This is a genomic window from Mycobacterium sp. E2479 (assembly GCF_001667925.1).
Taxonomy (GTDB): Bacteria; Actinomycetota; Actinomycetes; order Mycobacteriales; family Mycobacteriaceae; genus Mycobacterium.
In genome coordinates, this window is sequence record NZ_LZJR01000081.1 from 20520 (window position 1) to 36869 (window position 16350).

The window sequence follows — 16350 nt, forward strand, 5'->3', positions numbered from 1 at the left end:
CACACGCTACCGAGTGTGCGGCTGGCCGCACACTCGAACGTGAAAGGGCGGCTGGCCGCACACTCGGCGAAAGGGCTGCCCTGAGCGCAGCCCTAGCCCAGGATCAGGCCCGAGGTCGGCACGCCGGTTCCAGCGGTGACGAGGACGTGCTCGACGTCGGGCACCGGGTTCACCGAGGTGCCCCGCAGTTGGCGCACACCCTCGGCGATGCCGTTCATGCCGTGGATGTAGGCCTCGCCGAGCTGACCACCGTGGGTGTTGATGGGCAGTCGCCCGCCAATCTCGATGGCGCCATCGGCGATGAAGTCCTTCGCCTCGCCCTTGCCGCAGAATCCCAACTCCTCCAGCTGAATCAGCGTGAAGGGAGTGAAGTGGTCGTAGAGCACGGCGGTCTGGATGTCGGTCGGCTTGAGGCCGGATTGAGACCAGAGCTGCTGGCCCACCACGCCCATCTCGGGTAGGCCTAGCTCGGGCCGGTAGTAGCTGACCATCGTGTACTGGTCGGGGCTGGAGCCCTGCGCGGCCGCCTCGATGACCGCCGGACGCTGCTTGAGGTCCTTCGCGCGCTCCGTCGAGGTCACCACGATCGCGACCGCCCCATCGGTCTCCTGGCAGCAGTCCAGCAGCCGCAGCGGCTCGGCGATCCACCGCGAATTCTGGTGATCCTCAATGGTTATCGGCTTCTCGTAGAAATACGCCTTCGGATTCTTGGCCGCGTGCTTGCGGTCGGCCACCGAAATCGCACCGAAGTCCCGGCTGGTCGCACCGGACAGATGCATGTAGCGCTGGGCAATCATCGCGACTTGGGCGGCCGGCGTGGACAGCCCGTGCGGGTAAGAGAAGGAGTTATCCGCCGCCGTCGAATCAGCCTGCACGCCGGCGTTTCCCACCAGCCGGGTCTGCACCTGACCGAACCGCATGCCCGAGCGCTCGTTGAATGCCCGGTATGCGACGACGACGTCGGCCACACCGGTGGCCACGGCGATCGCCGCCTGCTGGACGGTCGCGCACGCGGCGCCGCCACCGTATCCGATCTGCGAGAAGAACTTCAGGTCACCGATGCCGACCGCACGCGCGACGGCGGTCTCGTTGTTGGTGTCCATCGTGAACGTCGTCAGGCCGTCCACATCCGACGGCGAGAGCCCGGCGTCGCCCAACGCATCAAGAACCGCCTCGGCGGCCAGACGCAGCTCGCTGCGGCCGGAGTCCTTGGAGAAGTCGGTGGCGCCGATGCCGACGATCGCGGCCTTACCCGACAACATCAGACGCCCCCGATCGTCAGCGTAACGTTCGCGATGACGTGGTCGCCCAGGCTGTTGCGGCCGAACACCTTCACCGTGATCAAACCATCTTTGACGGCGGTCACCTCGCCGGAGAACGTGACGGTGTCATAGGCGTACCACGGCACACCGAGCCGCAGCCCGATCGATTTGATCAGCGCCGTCGGACCCGCCCAGTCGGTGATGTAGCGCTGCACCAGGCCGGTGTCGGTGAGGATGTTGACGAAGATGTCCTTGGACCCCTTGGCCTGAGCCAGGTCCCGGTCGTGGTGCACATCCTGAAAGTCCCTGGTGGCCAAAGCTGTTGAGATGATGAACGTGGGCGAGCCATGCAGCTTGAGTTCGGGCAGGGTGGTGCCCACTTCGACGACGGGTGCGCTCATGCTTGGTCCCCCAAGGGTGTCCAAGCGTAGAGACTCCACTCCGGGCCGGAATCACCGGCCGGGAAGTCGATATACGTTGCGCGAACCGGCATTCCGATCTTGATCTCGGCGTGGTCGACGTTGCGTAGCTCGCCGAGCATACGAACGCCCTCTTCCAGTTCGACCAGTGCGATCACGAACGGCAGCGTGCGCCCGGGCACCTTCGGCGCGTGGTGCACCACGAAGCTGAACACCGTGCCCCGACCGCTGGCCACCGCGTAGTCGATGGGCGCGGCCTTGTCCTGCCACACCGCCGGCACCGGCGGGTGTTGCAGGGTGCCGTCGGCGAGACGCTGGATGCGCAACTCGTGCGCTTTGACACCCTCCCAGAAGAAAGCCGTGTCGCGCGACACCGCGGGCCGCATCATGGCCTCGGCGTCCAGGTCATCCGGGACGGATCCGACGACGCCGGAATCCTCTCGGGGCCTGAATTTCAAAATGCGCCAGGCCATCTCGGCGACGACCTCGTCACCGACGCGCCATGTGATGTGCTGGTTGATGAACCAGCCCTCACCGAGCCCGGTCTGCTTGGGACCGACCACGTCGCGCATCTCGGAGGTGACGGTGACCTGCTCGCCCGGACGTAGGTATCGGTGGTAAGTCTGCTCGCAGTTGGTAGCGACCACCCCGATGTACCCGGCCTCGTCGAACAGCTGCATGATCGGGCCCATGGGGTCGTCGGTCGGGCGTTCGCCCGCGAGGCCGAACATCGTCCACACCTGAATCATCGCCGGCGGGGCGACAATTCCGGGGTGACCGGCGGCCTTGGCGGCGGCCTCATCGACGTAGATCGGGTTACGGTCGCCGAGCGCCTCGACCCAGTTGTTGATCGTCGGCTGGTTCACCGGATCCCGGGCGTCCCGCGGCTTTGCGACGACGGTGGCCGTGATTTCTGCGATGGCGTCCTGAATGTCGGTCATCGAGGCACCCTCGGCACCTTGAGACCCGATGCGGCGATCATCTCGCGCATCACCTCGTTCACGCCCCCACCGAAAGTGATGACCAGGTTGCGCTTGGTCTGCGAATCCAGCCAGTTGAGCAGGTCGGCGGTGTCCGCATCGGCGGGGTTGCCGTACCTGCCGACGATCTCTTCGGCGAGTCGTCCGATGTACTGGACGCGCTCCGTGCCAAAGACTTTCGTCGACGCGGCGTCGGCCACGTTGATGTCCTCACCCGCGGCCGCTACTTGCCAGTTGAGCAGCTCGTTGACTCGCCACATCGCATGGATCTCACCGAGCGCCCGCTTGACGTCCTGGTGGTCGATCGGCGTGACACCGTCACTGCCCGGTTTAGAGGCCCACGCTTGCACGCGGTCGTAGATGCCTGCGGTGCGGCCGGCAGGGCCCAGCATGACCCGCTCGTTGTTGAGTTGGGTGGTGATCAGCCGCCACCCGCCGTTCTCCTCGCCGACCAACATCTCGGCGGGCACCCGTACGTCGTTGTAGTAGGTGGCGTTGGTGTGGTGGGCACCGTCGGACAGGATGATCGGCGTCCAGGAGTAACCGGGATCCTTCGTGTCGACGATCAGGATCGAAATGCCCTTGTGCTTCACGGCTTCCGGGTCGGTACGGCAGGCCAGCCAGATGTAGTCCGCGTCGTGGGCGCCGGTGGTGAAGATCTTCTGCCCGTTGACGATGTACTCGTCGCCGTGGCGCACGGCAGTCGTGCGCAGGGAGGCGAGATCGGTTCCGGCCTCGGGCTCGGTGTAGCCGATCGCGAAGTGAACCTCGCCGGCGAGGATGGCCGGCAAGAATTTCTTCTTCTGCAGATCGCTGCCGAACTGCTGCAGTGTCGGACCGACCGTCTGCAATGTCACCGCGGGCAGCGGCACGTCGGCCCGGTGCGCTTCGTTGACGAAGATCGACTGCTCGATGGGGCCGAACCCCAACCCGCCGAACTCCTTTGGCCATCCGACGCCGAGCTTGCCGTCCCGGCCCATTCGCCGGATCACCGCGCGGTAGGCCTCGTTGTGCCGGTCGGCCTCCATGGCCTTCATCTCGTCTGACGAGATCAGGTTCGAAAAGTATTCCCGCAGTTCCGCTTGCAGCTGACGCTGCTCCGGAGTCAGGTCTATGAACATTGCGCTCCCACCAGATCGAGGCCTGCGAGGAGGTCAAGGCGTAGCGAAGAACCGCCCAGCAGCCGGGACAGGTCCTTGATCGTGGAGTAGTACCGGTGCATCGGATAGGTGATGTCCATTCCCATCCCGCCGTGCAGGTGATGGCAGATCTGCATGGCCGGCGGCGCCTGCGATGTGATCCAGTAGCCGAGGACATCCAGGTCGTCTTGCACTTGAGGGGCCGATCCACCCCTTTCGAACAGTCCCCAGGCAACCGATTTCGCCACCAAATCGATGGTGCGCGAGGCGATGTAGACCTCGGCGAGCTGGGCGGCCACGGTCTGGAATGTCGACAGAGGCTTGCCGAACTGCTTGCGGTTGGCCACGTAGTCGGCGGTCAGCCGCAGCGCTCCGGCCACCAGCCCGTCGGCGTAGGCGCCGATGGTGGCCAGCGCCAACTGGTTGACTTGGGGAGCCGTCGTGCCCGGCAAAACGTCATGGTCTGCTACCGCGACGTCGGCGAACGTGACCGTGTATTCCTCGGAGCCGTTGGAGGTCGGGGTTCGAACCACGTCGACACCGTTGGCTTTCGGCGATACGACGACAACCGCGCTGTCGGCCGTGACGATGATCCAATCCGCTTGTCCGGCATAGCCGACGCCGACCTTGGTGCCCGACAGCCGGCCGTTGGCGAAGCTGGTCGAGGGTCGGTCCGGCAGCGCAGCGCCCGGCTCGTTGAGGGCGGCGGTCAGCACGGCGCCCTTGGCGACGCCTGCCAGGAACCGGTCCTGCTGCTCGCCGGAGGCAAAATCAAGCAGTGGCAGCACGCCGAAACCCAGAGTGGCCAGGGCCGGCGTGATCGCGCCGTGGCGGCCGATCTCGGTCAGCACGGTGGCGACCTCGAGCAGACCCACGCCGTCGCCACCAAGGCGTTCGGGCACGGGTAGCGCCGTCACGCCGCCGTCGACCAATGCGTCCCAGCTCAATTCACGCTCGGTAACCGACGTCACCACATCGGCGACGGCCCGTTGCGTCGCAGTGAGATCGAAGTCCATCAGGACGTCACCGCGGCATTGCCGGCGTAGTCGACCTGCCAGTGCTTGATGCCGTTGAGCCAGCCCGAACGTAACCGCTCGGGTTCGCCAGTCGGCTTGAGATTCGGCATGTGATCGGCGACCGCGTTGAAGATCAGGTTGATCGTCATGCGGGCCAGGTTCGCACCGATGCAATAGTGGGCGCCGGTGCCGCCGAACCCGACGTGCGGGTTCGGGTCGCGCAGGATGTTGAAGGTGTGCGGGTCTTCGAAGACCTCTTCGTCGAAGTTGGCCGACCGATACGACATCACCACCCGCTGACCCTTTTTGATCTGCACGCCGCCCAACTCGGTGTCCTCGTTGGCGGTGCGCTGGAAGGCCGAAACCGGAGTGGCCCACCGGATGATCTCGTCCGCGGCGGTCGCCGGGCGTTCCCTCTTGAAGAGCTCCCATTGATCGGGGTTGTCGGCGAAGGCGATCATGCCGTGCGTGATCGAGTTTCGTGTCGTCTCGTTGCCCGCCACGGCCAGCATGACTACGAAGAAACCGAACTCGTCATCGGAGAGCTTCTCGCCGTCGATGTCGGCCTGGATCAGGGTGGTGACGATGTCGTCGGTGGGGTTCTTGCCACGCTCCTCGGCCATGGCCATGGCGTACGTGATCAGTTCCATCGACGACTGCGCGGGATCGACGGTGGCGTACTCGGGGTCGGTGCCACCGGTCATCTCGTTGGACCAGCGGAAGAGCTTGTCGCGGTCCTCCTGGGGAACGCCGAGCAGGCCCGCGATGGCTTGCAGGGGCAGCTCGCACGACACCTGCTCGACGAAGTCACCGCTGCCCTCTTTCGCGGCGGTCTCGGCGATGTTCTGGGCACGTTGGGCCAGTTCGGCTTCCAGCCGTCCGATTGCCCGCGGCGTGAACCCGCGCGAGATGATCTTGCGCAGCCGGGTGTGGTGCGGCGCGTCCATGTTGAGCATGACGCTGCGCTGCAGCTCGACCTGCTCCCGCTTCATCTCCGGCGGCCAGGTCGGGATGGCGCCGTTCATCCAGCTCGAGAAGATGTCGCTGCGCTTCGACACCTCCTTGACGTCAGCGTGCTTGGTGACGATCCAATATCCGTGGTCCTCGAACCCGCCCGCGCCGTTCGGGATGTCAACCCAGTGGATCGGCTCTGCCTTGCGCAGCTGTGCCAGCTCCTCGACGGGCAACGCGGCAAGATTGACGTCGGGGTCAAGGAAGTCGAAGTCGGCGGGAATGTTGGGGGGTGCCATGTAGGGTGCGCTCCTTTTACAACACTAATTGCAACGTGTTCTAGTGCCAGTAAAACATGCCTCCTGCGCAGATAAAAGGCAGGTCGCCATCCTCGCTTGTCAGAGTAATGAAACGTGTTCTAGCCTGACGGGATGGGTAACCCTGTCATCGTTGAAGCCACTCGTAGCCCCATCGGCAAGCGGAACGGATGGTTGTCCGGTCTGCACGCCACCGAGCTGTTGGGTGCGGTCCAGAAGGCGCTGGTCGAAAAGGCCGGAATCGACGCCGGTGACGTCGAACAGGTCATCGGCGGCTGTGTGACACAGTACGGCGAGCAGTCCAACAACATCAGCCGGGTCAGCTGGCTGGTGGCCGGGCTGCCGGAGCACGTCGGCGCCATGACCGTGGATTGCCAATGCGGCAGCGGCCAACAGGCCAACGGCCTGGTCGCCGGTCTGATCGCGGCAGGCGCCATCGACGTCGGCATCGCGTGCGGAATCGAGGCGATGAGCCGTGTCGGGCTCGGCGCGAACGCAGGTCCGGACCGCAGCATCCTGCGTCCCGCGTCGTGGGACATCGACTTGCCTGACCAGTTCACCGCGGCCGAGCGGATCGCCAAGCGGCGCGGCATCACTCGTGAGGAGATCGACGAGTTCGGTTTGGCGTCCCAGACCAGGGCCAAGCAGGCCTGGGAAGAGGGCCGCTTCGATCGTGAGATCTCCCCGATCGAGGCGCCGGCGCTCGACGAGAACAAGCAACCCACGGCCGAGCGCGTCACCATCAGCCGCGACCAGGGCCTGCGCGAGACCACGCTGTCGGGCCTCTCCGCGCTGAAGCCGGTCCTCGAGGGCGGAATCCACACGGCGGGAACCTCGTCGCAGATCTCCGACGGCGCGGCGGCCGTGCTGTGGATGGACGAGGACAAGGCCAAGGCGCTGGGCCTGCGGCCGCGGGCCCGCATCGTCAGCCAGGCACTGGTCGGGGCCGAGCCGTATTACCACCTGGACGGGCCGGTGCAGTCGACGGCGAAGGTACTGGAGAAGGCCGGGATGAAGATGGGCGACATCGACATCACCGAGATCAACGAGGCGTTCGCCTCGGTCGTGCTGTCCTGGGCACGTGTGCACGATCCGGACATGGCCAAGGTCAACGTCAACGGCGGGGCCATCGCGCTGGGGCACCCGGTCGGCTGCACCGGCAGCCGGCTGATCACCACCGCCCTGCACGAGCTGGAACGCACCGACCAGACCACCGCACTGATCACCATGTGCGCGGGCGGCGCCCTGTCGACCGGCACCATCATCGAACGCATCTAGCGTTCGATCGTTTCGGCCTGTTGGTGAGCGTCTCTGACGACAGCCGCATCGCCGCGGCGCAGTCCTACATCGACGCGTTGGTCAGCCATGACGGTGATGCCGTTCCGTTCGCGGCGCACTGCACCCGCACCGAGCAGGGAATCAAGAACGGTTTCTCCGGAAATCACCTGCGACGCAGCCTTAATCGTGGAATCCAGTATCGGTTGCTCGCGGCCACGACACCGCCGGACTACCGCATCGACGGTGATGAGGTCCACGCGGCGTACCAGGTGCTGACCAAGGCGGCGTTCGGCGGCCGGCAACTCGCCGCACGTATCAACGAGACCTTCGTGATCCCCGCCGAAAGTTCAAGCGGGAGAGCCGAAATCCACCACATCGAAGTTCGCTTCCAACCGTACATTCAGCGCTAAGGAACTCTCATGCCCAAGGCCAAGCCACGTTCACTCAATGCCCCCTGGGTAGGCTTCTTCATAAAATGGATGGCCAAGGGCAACACGTGGATCTATAAGCGCAGCAACGGAAAGTTCGGAGGCACCTTCCAGAAGGCTCCGGTAGCTCTGCTCACCACCACGGGCCGCAAGACCGGTGAACCGCGGGTGAGCCCGTTGCTCTACCTGCGCGAGGGAAACCGGGTGGTCCTGGTCGCATCCAGGGGAGGCAGCGACAAACACCCGCTCTGGTACCTCAACCTCAAGGCCAATCCCAAAGTCTCCGTGCAGATCAAGGATGAGGTCCTGCAGCTGCAGGCCCGCGATGCCACCGAGGCGGAACGCGCCGAGTACTGGCCCAAGTTGGACGCCATGTATCCCTCCTTCGACGACTACCGGGCCTGGACAGATCGCGTCATCCCGATCGTGATCTGCGACCCCTGAGTTTTCAACTCGTCCAGGTGGGGGAATCATCTGGGCACCATGTCCGACCGCCGCTGGATTCGCAACTCACGCCCGATTGCCCTGCTGCTCAAATATTTCGCGCGCGCCCATATCTGGGTGTACCGACGAACCGACGGCAAGGTCGGGGCGAAGCTGCTGCGGTTCCCGGCGGCCCTGCTCACCACCACCGGACGCAAGTCCGGCGAGCCGCGAACCACCGCGACGCTGTACCTGCGTGACGGCGAACGGGTGATCCTGCCCGCGACCTTCGGCGGGCGCGACGAACATCCGTTGTGGTATCTCAACCTCAAAAAGAATCCCGAGGTGCGGCTGCAGATCCGAGCCCAGCGTCTGGACTTGGTCGCCCGCGACGCGACCGACGCTGAGCGCGAACGATATTGGCCCCGATTAACGCGAATGTACCCGCCCTATCGCAAGTACCGCGAGGCCGCAGACCGGGTCATCCCGCTGGTGGTGTGCGAACCGCGCTAGGCGCCGTAGACGGGGACCGGCCGGCGCGCCTTGGCAAGCAGATCGGCGACGACGCGCCCCAGCTCCGCGGGATCCCACCGCGCGCCCTTGTCGATCTCGGGGCCGTGCGCCCAGCCCTCGGCGACCCGGATCTTGCCTCCCTCGACCTCGAACACCTTGCCGGTGACGTCGCGAGATTCGGCGCTGCCCAGCCAAACCACCAGCGGTGAAACGTTTTCCGGGGCCATGGCGTCGAAGTCTTGGTCCTGCGTCGCCATCATCTCGGCGAACACCGTCTCGGTCATTACGGGTCCGGGCCGAAGGCGCGATGGCGTTGACGGTGACGCCGTAGCGACCCATCTCGGCCGCGGCGACCAGTGTCAGTGCCGCGATGCCGGCCTTGGCGGCGCTGTAGTTGCCCTGGCCCACGCTGCCCTGCAGGCCGGCACCCGAACTGGTGTTGATGATCCGGGCGTCTACGGTTTTGCCCTCTTTGGACAGCCCACGCCAGTACGACGCGGCGTGGCGCATCATGGCGAAGTGCCCCTTCAGATGCACGGCGATCACGGCGTCAAACTCCTCCTCGCTGGTGTTCGCCATCATCCGGTCCCGCACGATGCCGGCGTTGTTCACCAAAACGTCCAGACCGCCGAAGGTCTCGACCGCGGTCTGGATCAGGCTCGCCGCCTGGCCCCAATCCGCGACGTCGGATCCGTCGGCGACGGCTTCGCCACCGGCGGCGGTGATTTCGTCGACCACGCTCTGGGCGGCGCTGCCACCGCCGGCCGGTGAACCGTCCAGGCCCACCCCGATGTCGTTGACCACCACGCGCGCGCCTTCTTCGGCGAAGGCCAGCGCATGCGCGCGACCGATACCGCCGCCCGCTCCGGTGACGATGACGACGCGGCCGTCAACCACTCCCATAGTTTTCTTGTCTCCTCTATTTGACCGCGCTTGCGGTCGTGGTGGACAGATAGTGCGGGGGCTCGCCGCCGCCGTGCACCTCGAGCGAGGCCCCGCTGATGTAGGACGCCAAGTCGGACGCCAAAAACGCTGCGGCCCAGCCGATATCTTCGGGCTTCGCCAGCCGGCCGAGAGGCACGTTCTTCGAGATCGCGGCGATGGAGTCGGGGTCGCCGTAGAACAATTCGGACTGCTCGGTCTCCACCATGCCGACCACACAAGAGTTCACCCGGACCTTCGGGCCCCACTCCACGGCAAGCGTCTGCGTGAGGCTTTCCAGGCCGGCCTTGGCCGCCCCATAGGCGCCGGTGCCCGGGGAGGGCCGGCGGCCGGACAGGCTGCAGATGTTGATGATCGATCCGCCCTGCTGCTGGCTTTGCATGTGAGCATTTGCGTGCTGCGAAACCGACAGCGCGCCAATCAGATTGAGTTCGATGATCTTGCGGTTGAACTTGGCGCTGGACTCCGCGGTCAGCACGTAGGGTGACCCCCCGGCGTTGTTGACGACGATGTCGAGCCGACCGTGCCGCTCGATGATGGTGTCGATCAACCCCTTGACAGCGTCGTCGTCGCGGACGTCGCAGGAGTGGAACTCATACGGCAACCCCTCGACCGACCGCCGCGCACAGGTTACGACGGTGGCGCCCTGCTCGGCGAAAACGGAGCTGACGCCGGAACCCACCCCGCGAACACCGCCGGTGACGAGAACCACCCGCCCGGCCAGCCCCAAGTTGATGGCTTCAAATGGGGGGCATGCTTCGGCGCGAGTCACTGTGCTAGCGTACCAAGCAAGTGCTTGCTTAGGTAGTTACCCCCACAAGGAAGTGGCACCTTGCCCATCACATCCACCGTCACCGAACCGGGCATCGTCGCGGTCACCGTCGACTTCCCGCCCGTCAACGCCATCCCGTCGCGCGGCTGGTTCGAACTCGCCGATGCCATCACCGCCGCCGGCCAAGATCCCAAGACCCACGTGGTGATCCTGCGCGCCGAGGGCCGGGGCTTCAACGCCGGGGTCGACATCAAGGAGATGCAGCGCACCGAGGGATTCACCGCCCTGATCGACGCCAACCGCGGCTGCTTCGCCGCGTTCCGCGCGGTCTACGAGTGCGCGGTCCCCGTTGTCGCCGCGGTGAACGGATTCTGCGTCGGCGGCGGCATCGGGCTGGTCGGCAACTCCGATGTGATCGTGGCGTCCGACGACGCCACCTTCGGGCTGCCCGAAGTGGAGCGCGGGGCGCTCGGCGCGGCGACGCACCTGTCGCGCCTGGTTCCCCAGCACATGATGCGGCGGCTGTTCTTCACCGCCGCCACCGTGGACGCCGCCACCCTGCACCACTTCGGTTCGGTGCACGAGGTGGTGCCGCGCGACGAGCTCGACGAGGCCGCCCTACGGGTCGCGCGCGACATCGCCGCCAAGGACACCCGTGTCATTCGGGCGGCCAAAGAGGCGCTGAATTTGATCGACGTGCAACGGGTCAACTCGAGTTACCGCATGGAGCAGGGCTTTACGTTCGAACTCAACCTGGCCGGAGTGTCCGACGAGCACCGCGACGCCTTCGCCGGTACGACGAAGGGCGAGAAGGCTTAGCCGCCGACGACGATGCAGAGCGAAGCGATGATTAGGAGCGGCGAATAGTGGCCGACAAAAGAACCACCCTCGCCGAGGCCGTCGCACAATTGCGTAGCGGCATGACGATCGGTATCGGCGGATGGGGATCGCGGCGCAAGCCGATGGCTTTCGTGCGTGCGTTGCTACGCACCGACATCACCGACCTGACCGTCGTCACCTACGGCGGGCCGGACCTGGGCCTGCTGTGCTCGGCCGGCAAGGTCAAGCGGGTCTACTACGGATTCGTTTCGCTGGACTCCCCGCCCTTCTACGACCCCTGGTTCGCCAAATCCCGTGCCAGTGGCGCGATCGAGGCGCGGGAGATGGATGAAGGCATGCTGCGCTGCGGACTGCAGGCCGCCGCGCAGCGCCTGCCGTTCCTGCCGATCCGGGCCGGGCTGGGCAGCTCGGTACCGGACTTCTGGGAGGGCGAACTGCAGACGGTGACCAGCCCGTATCCGGCACCCGGCGGCGGGCACGAGACCCTGATCGCAATGCCGGCACTGCGCCTGGACGCCGCATTCGCTCACCTCAATCTCGGTGATGCGCAGGGCAATGCGGCCTACACCGGAATCGACCCGTACTTCGACGACCTGTTCCTGATGGCCGCCGAAGACCGCTTTTTGTCGGTGGAACGCGTCGTGTCCACCCAAGAGCTGGTCAAGGCGGTTCCCCCGCAGGCGCTGCTGGTGAACCGCATGATGGTCGACCATGTGGTTGAGGCACCGGGCGGTGCCCACTTCACCACCGCCGCACCGGATTACGGCCGCGACGAGAAGTTCCAGCGGCACTACGCCGAGGCCGCCTCGACGGACGAGGGTTGGCGGAAGTTTGCGCAAACCTACCTGTCGGGCAGCGAAGAGGACTATCAGGCGGCCGTGCGCGCTTTCAAAGAGGAGGCCTCGTCATGAGCGGCGACGCGATCACGCGACCCGAAATCTGCGCGGTCGCCTGCGCCGAATTGTTCAGGGACGCCGGCGAGATCATGGTCAGCCCGATGACGAACATGGCCTCGGTCGGGGCTCGATTGGCCCGCTTGACCTTCTCGCCGGACATCCTGCTGACCGATGGCGAGGCCCAGCTGCTGGCCGAGACCCCCGCCCTGGGCGTGTCCGCACCCGTCGAGGGCTGGATGCCGTTCGGCCGGGTCTTCGAAACCCTGGCCTGGGGCCGGCGGCACGTGGTGATGGGCGCCAATCAGGTTGACCGCTTTGGCAATCAGAACATCTCGGCTCTGGGTCCGTTGCGGCAGCCCAAACGCCAGATGTTCGGTGTCCGCGGCGCGCCCGGCAATGCCATCAACCACGCGACCAGCTACTGGGTGGGCAACCATTCCAAGCGGGTGTTCTGCGAAAAGGTCGACATCGTCTGCGGGGTAGGCTGGGACAACGTCGACCCCGACAACCCGGCGTTCCGCTTCGCCAACACGTATCGGGTGGTGTCCAACCTCGGCGTGTTCGACTTCGGCGGGCCCGAGCACACCATGCGGGCGGTGTCCCTGCATCCCGGCGTCACTGCCGGCGAGGTCGCCGAGAACACCTCGTTCGAGGTCCACGGCCTGGACGGCGCCGCGGATACCAGACTCCCGACCGACGACGAGCTGCGCCTGATCCGCGAGGTCATCGACCCGAAGGCGCTGCGCGACAGAGAGATCCGTTGATGAAGCTGCGCACGCCGCTGACCGAGCTGGTCGGTGTCGAGCACCCGGTGGTTCAAACCGGCATGGGCTGGGTGGCCGGCGCACGGCTGGTGTCGGCCACCGCCAACGCCGGCGGACTGGGCATCCTGGCCTCGGCCACCATGACGCTGGACGAACTGGCGACGGCCATCGGCAAGGTCAAGTCCGCCACCGACAAACCGTTCGGTGTGAACATCCGCGCCGATGCCGCCGACGCCGGCGACCGCGTCGACCTGATGATCCGCGAAGGCGTCAAGGTGGCGTCCTTCGCCCTGGCCCCTAAGCAGGAACTCATCGCCCAGCTGAAAGATGCTGGTGCAGTGGTGATTCCGTCGATCGGCGCGGCCAAGCACGCCCGCAAGGTGGTCGGCTGGGGCGCCGACGCGATGATTGTGCAGGGCGGCGAGGGCGGTGGCCACACCGGCCCCGTCGCCACGACCTTGCTTTTGCCCTCGGTCCTGGATGCCGTGCAGGGCAGCGGGATTCCGGTGATCGCCGCCGGTGGTTTCTTCGATGGTCGCGGCCTTGCGGCCGCATTGAGTTACGGTGCCGCCGGCGTGGCGATGGGCACTCGCTTCCTGCTCACCTCGGATTCGACCGTGCCCGATGCGGTGAAACGCCGCTACCTCGAGTCGGCGTTGGACGGCACGGTCGTCACGACCCGTGTGGACGGCATGCCGCACCGGGTGCTGCGCACCGGCCTGGTCGAGAAGCTGGAAGGCGGTTCGCCGGTGCGTGGCCTCACCGCGGCCGTGCGCAATGCCGCCAAGTTCAAGCACATGTCGCAGATGACCTGGCGGTCGATGATCAGCGACGGCCTGGCGATGCGCCGCGGCAAAGAACTGACGTGGTCGCAGGTGGTCATGGCGGCCAACACGCCAATGCTGTTGAAGGCCGGCTTGGTTGACGGCAACACCGAGGCCGGCGTGCTGGCTTCCGGACAGGTAGCCGGCATTCTCGAGGACCTGCCGTCGTGCGCCGAGCTGATCGAGACCGTCGTGCGCGACGCGGTCAAGCACCTGCAGGCGGCATCCGGACTGATCGAGGGGGCGTAGCCGCCGGATCGCGTTGGCGGCCAATCTTCGGCGACCTCAGCGCCGCGGAAACCTGCCGTGGTCAGAGCGGTGACCAACCAGCGGCAACGCCCTGATCAGCCGACAGTCAATCAACCGCGGCGGATTCCGTGTGATTGGTGGTCAAGTGCGATCTGGCGCGCCACTAATTTGCGAAGACAGGAGCCCGGGGAATGTCGATCGTTATGCAGCCCGACGACCCCATCGCCACACCCGTCAGCACTGCGGCCGCTGCAATAGCTTTCAGTATCTTCTTGGTGCTCTTCGTCCTCATCGGTCACACCTTTCTGATGGTGAACTGACGGCGGCAGGCTAACTGCCGCCGGCTAACCGATGCTATCGCCGTCTTTTGACACGTGTGGAATATTGCGTAAAACGGCTGGAGATCTTTGTTGCCGACTCGAAATGCCCATTAATGAGTGCCGTTACTCTTTAGTTTTCATTCCTCAGCACTGTGTTATTCGAACGCTGGTTTGTGCGAGGACTTGAGAGGCGTTGGCGTAGGTTATCGACGGAATGGTGCGCAGGGAGTCGGCGGCTTGCTCATCACACCGGTCGCTGAGCGCGGCAACCAGTAGATCATCCTTGCTGGCTGGAAATCGGACACCTTCGAGGCACCTGCGAAGCTGGCGCTCGGTAGTCGATTCGGTTATCGCTTCGGGTTTTTCTTCTGTTGGTAAAACCATCGCTGTAGGGGTTCCTTCCGTGTTCGGGGGCCGGATGCCCGGTGCAATGCCGACTAAACGACGAGTGCTGTGTTGGTCGCGTCACTGCAAGGGGTGGTCCGCGCTGTGTTTCACCTGCCGTATTCGCCGTCGCTTTCTCCGCGCCGCCGGGGATCCTCGCGCGGTCGTGGGACTCTCTGCTTTATGGGCGGATGGTAAAGCCTATAGCTAAATTTGCAGATATTTAAGCTATACTCTTCAAATGCGTGGGATGAAGCAACATTCTTCACCCCGGGCGACCCTGATTGGTGACGTCGTCGGTTCCCGGCACGCCGCCGACCGCTCGGAGTTGCACCGGGTCGTAGCGCGCGCCCTGCGGCAGGTCGCAGACGATGCGATCGACCCGCCGGCATTCACCGTCGGCGACGAATTTCAGGGCAGCTACCCGACCGTCGGCACCGCAATCGATGCCGCCCTGACGCTGCGGCTGGCCGTCGGGCCCGAAGTCGATGTCCGGTTCGGCGTCGGCTGGGGCGCGATCACCATCCTCGATGCCGATACGGGCATCCAGGACGGACCGGGCTGGTGGTCCGCCCGGAGTGCCATTCAGCAGACCGCGGACGCTCAGCGGCAGCCCGGCTTCGCGCTGGTACGTACCACGTTCCGGGCGGACGGCGACACACGCGGCGACGCCGGCGCGGTCAACGCGGCCCTGCTTTGTCGGGACCATCTGCTTGGATCGCTCGATGAGAGATCGTTGCGGATTGTGAGGGGGTTGATGACCGGCCGGACCAAAAAGGAGCTCGCCGCGGACGAGGGGATCAGCCCGTCGGCGGTTTCCCAGCGCGCCAGCCGCGACGGCTTGGATCTGATTGTTCTTGCCAGCCGATACCTTCGGAGCCTGCCGTGAGCGCCATCGCGGTCTTGTTCATCGCGTTCGGCGTCGCCGATCTCTGCCGGCGAGCGACCCGCGCGGTCTGGCCGGCGCTGTTGATCGGGCCGGTCGTGGTACTGGCGTGCGCGGCGCTGGGCGCGTTGTGGCATGTGGGCGACATCGCTTTACTCGTGCTGGCGGCCGTCGCGGTCATTGCGTGGGAATGGCTATGTGCGCTAAGCGAACGCACTGGCACCGCGCAAGGCGCGCCCTTGGCCGTTTTCGGCTCCGCCATTGGGCTGCTGGCGGTGATGTCGGGGTGGTCGTCACCGGCCGATGGCGCCGTGGCGCGGTGGTCGGCCTGGGTTCACCTGCCTCTGAGCCACGTCGCGCCCACCCGCCTGCTGATGCTCGTCGGCGTGGTCCTGGTTCAATTCGCCACCGCAAATCAATTGGTGCGCTTGGTGCTTGGCTCGGTGGGCGCGGTGCGGCCGGCCGGTGAGCCGCAGCCGTCGGACCGGCTCAAGGGCGGCAGACTGCTGGGACCGATGGAGCGCCTGCTAATCCTGAGCCTCGGCGTCGGGGGGCAGGTGGCCGCCGCCAGCGCCGTCGTCGCCGCCAAGGGCATCATCAGGTTTCCGGAGTTGAACGCTCAAACGAACCGCAACGGCGGCGTCGGTATCGACGAGGTGACCGAGTACTTCCTCGTCGGCAGCTTCACCAGTTGGTTGCTCGCCCTGGGCGGCATCGGTCTGGTTGCGGCTATCCGCTGAGCGGCCG

Annotated in this window: 19 protein-coding genes and 1 pseudogene; 11 read left to right on the forward strand and 9 right to left on the reverse strand. The window is 65.6% G+C overall.

What is annotated here, in order from left to right:
- Window positions 1-92: 92 nt before the first annotated feature.
- Genes A5686_RS11125 through A5686_RS11150 form a run of 6 tightly spaced genes read right to left on the reverse strand, consistent with a single transcriptional unit; the run spans window position 93 to window position 6066 of the window.
- Window positions 93-1262, reverse strand: coding sequence for a lipid-transfer protein (locus tag A5686_RS11125; protein WP_067934039.1), 1170 nt, complete (start codon window positions 1260-1262; stop codon window positions 93-95).
- On the reverse strand, window positions 1262-1663 hold the full coding sequence (locus A5686_RS11130; RefSeq protein WP_067934040.1) for a MaoC family dehydratase: 402 nt from the start codon (window positions 1661-1663) through the stop codon (window positions 1262-1264). Before A5686_RS11130 ends, A5686_RS11125 begins: the two co-directional genes overlap by 1 nt.
- On the reverse strand, window positions 1660-2622 hold the full coding sequence (locus A5686_RS11135) for a bifunctional MaoC family dehydratase N-terminal/OB-fold nucleic acid binding domain-containing protein (RefSeq protein ID WP_067934042.1): 963 nt from the start codon (window positions 2620-2622) through the stop codon (window positions 1660-1662). The genes A5686_RS11130 and A5686_RS11135 overlap by 4 nt, the downstream gene beginning before the upstream one ends.
- The gene (gene fadE29 / locus A5686_RS11140) at window positions 2619-3782 is read right to left on the reverse strand and encodes an acyl-CoA dehydrogenase FadE29 (RefSeq protein WP_067934044.1); all 1164 of its coding nucleotides are present in this window, start codon (window positions 3780-3782) and stop codon (window positions 2619-2621) included. The genes A5686_RS11135 and fadE29 overlap by 4 nt, the downstream gene beginning before the upstream one ends.
- On the reverse strand, window positions 3773-4816 hold the full coding sequence (locus A5686_RS11145; RefSeq protein WP_067934045.1) for an acyl-CoA dehydrogenase family protein: 1044 nt from the start codon (window positions 4814-4816) through the stop codon (window positions 3773-3775). Before A5686_RS11145 ends, fadE29 begins: the two co-directional genes overlap by 10 nt.
- On the reverse strand, window positions 4816-6066 hold the full coding sequence (locus A5686_RS11150) for a cytochrome P450 (protein ID WP_067934048.1): 1251 nt from the start codon (window positions 6064-6066) through the stop codon (window positions 4816-4818). Before A5686_RS11150 ends, A5686_RS11145 begins: the two co-directional genes overlap by 1 nt.
- 132 nt (window positions 6067-6198) lie before the next feature.
- Between A5686_RS11150 and A5686_RS11155 the strand changes: the two genes are divergently transcribed.
- Genes A5686_RS11155 through A5686_RS11170 form a run of 4 tightly spaced genes read left to right on the forward strand, consistent with a single transcriptional unit; the run spans window position 6199 to window position 8726 of the window.
- Complete coding sequence (locus A5686_RS11155) at window positions 6199-7362, forward strand: steroid 3-ketoacyl-CoA thiolase (protein ID WP_067934049.1); 1164 nt, start codon at window positions 6199-6201, stop codon at window positions 7360-7362.
- A gap of 20 nt (window positions 7363-7382) precedes the next feature.
- On the forward strand, window positions 7383-7772 hold the full coding sequence (locus A5686_RS11160) for a hypothetical protein (RefSeq protein WP_197520550.1): 390 nt from the start codon (window positions 7383-7385) through the stop codon (window positions 7770-7772).
- Window positions 7773-7781: 9 nt separating this feature from the next.
- Window positions 7782-8234, forward strand: coding sequence for a nitroreductase family deazaflavin-dependent oxidoreductase (locus A5686_RS11165; RefSeq protein WP_067934053.1), 453 nt, complete (start codon window positions 7782-7784; stop codon window positions 8232-8234).
- A 39-nt stretch (window positions 8235-8273) separates the two neighbouring features.
- Window positions 8274-8726 (forward strand): nitroreductase family deazaflavin-dependent oxidoreductase, encoded by a 453-nt coding sequence (locus A5686_RS11170; RefSeq protein WP_067934054.1) that lies wholly within the window; start codon window positions 8274-8276, stop codon window positions 8724-8726.
- On the opposite strand, the pseudogene A5686_RS11175 reads toward A5686_RS11170, so the two are convergent.
- Window positions 8723-9629 (reverse strand): annotated as a pseudogene (locus A5686_RS11175) (SDR family oxidoreductase). The gene A5686_RS11170 and the pseudogene A5686_RS11175 overlap by 4 nt on opposite strands.
- Before the next feature lie 16 nt (window positions 9630-9645).
- Window positions 9646-10404: an SDR family oxidoreductase gene (locus A5686_RS11180; protein ID WP_082947597.1), complete on the reverse strand. Its 759-nt coding sequence runs from the start codon at window positions 10402-10404 to the stop codon at window positions 9646-9648.
- A 96-nt stretch (window positions 10405-10500) separates the two neighbouring features.
- Between A5686_RS11180 and echA20 the strand changes: the two genes are divergently transcribed.
- The 5 genes from echA20 (at window position 10501) to A5686_RS28205 (ending at window position 14333) form a co-directional block, all read left to right on the forward strand.
- Entirely contained in the window at window positions 10501-11259 is a 759-nt protein-coding gene (gene echA20 / locus A5686_RS11185; protein ID WP_067934058.1) for a (7aS)-7a-methyl-1,5-dioxo-2,3,5,6,7,7a-hexahydro-1H-indene-carboxyl-CoA hydrolase, read from the forward strand.
- A gap of 47 nt (window positions 11260-11306) precedes the next feature.
- A complete protein-coding gene (ipdA, locus tag A5686_RS11190; protein ID WP_067934060.1) occupies window positions 11307-12191 on the forward strand; it encodes a cholesterol ring-cleaving hydrolase subunit IpdA in 885 nt (294 codons plus the stop codon).
- Window positions 12188-12940, forward strand: coding sequence for a cholesterol ring-cleaving hydrolase subunit IpdB (ipdB, locus tag A5686_RS11195; protein ID WP_067934062.1), 753 nt, complete (start codon window positions 12188-12190; stop codon window positions 12938-12940). Before ipdA ends, ipdB begins: the two co-directional genes overlap by 4 nt.
- On the forward strand, window positions 12940-14013 hold the full coding sequence (gene ipdC, locus A5686_RS11200; RefSeq protein WP_067934064.1) for a (3aS,4S,5R,7aS)-5-hydroxy-7a-methyl-1-oxo-octahydro-1H-indene-4-carboxyl-CoA dehydrogenase: 1074 nt from the start codon (window positions 12940-12942) through the stop codon (window positions 14011-14013). Before ipdB ends, ipdC begins: the two co-directional genes overlap by 1 nt.
- Window positions 14014-14204: 191 nt before the next feature.
- Window positions 14205-14333: a hypothetical protein gene (locus A5686_RS28205; protein WP_255405009.1), complete on the forward strand. Its 129-nt coding sequence runs from the start codon at window positions 14205-14207 to the stop codon at window positions 14331-14333.
- A gap of 144 nt (window positions 14334-14477) precedes the next feature.
- Here the strand turns inward: A5686_RS28205 and A5686_RS28405 are convergent, their stop codons facing one another.
- The gene (locus A5686_RS28405; RefSeq protein ID WP_082947591.1) at window positions 14478-14717 is read right to left on the reverse strand and encodes a DUF2795 domain-containing protein; all 240 of its coding nucleotides are present in this window, start codon (window positions 14715-14717) and stop codon (window positions 14478-14480) included.
- 250 nt (window positions 14718-14967) lie between these two features.
- Here A5686_RS28405 and A5686_RS11205 point away from each other — a divergent pair, with 250 nt between their 5' ends.
- Complete coding sequence (locus tag A5686_RS11205; RefSeq protein ID WP_067934066.1) at window positions 14968-15606, forward strand: SatD family protein; 639 nt, start codon at window positions 14968-14970, stop codon at window positions 15604-15606.
- Window positions 15603-16343 carry a hypothetical protein gene (locus tag A5686_RS11210; RefSeq protein ID WP_067934068.1) on the forward strand — a complete coding sequence of 247 codons (741 nt, stop codon included), beginning with the start codon at window positions 15603-15605 and terminating at the stop codon, window positions 16341-16343. The genes A5686_RS11205 and A5686_RS11210 overlap by 4 nt, the downstream gene beginning before the upstream one ends.
- Window positions 16344-16350 lie beyond the last annotated feature (7 nt).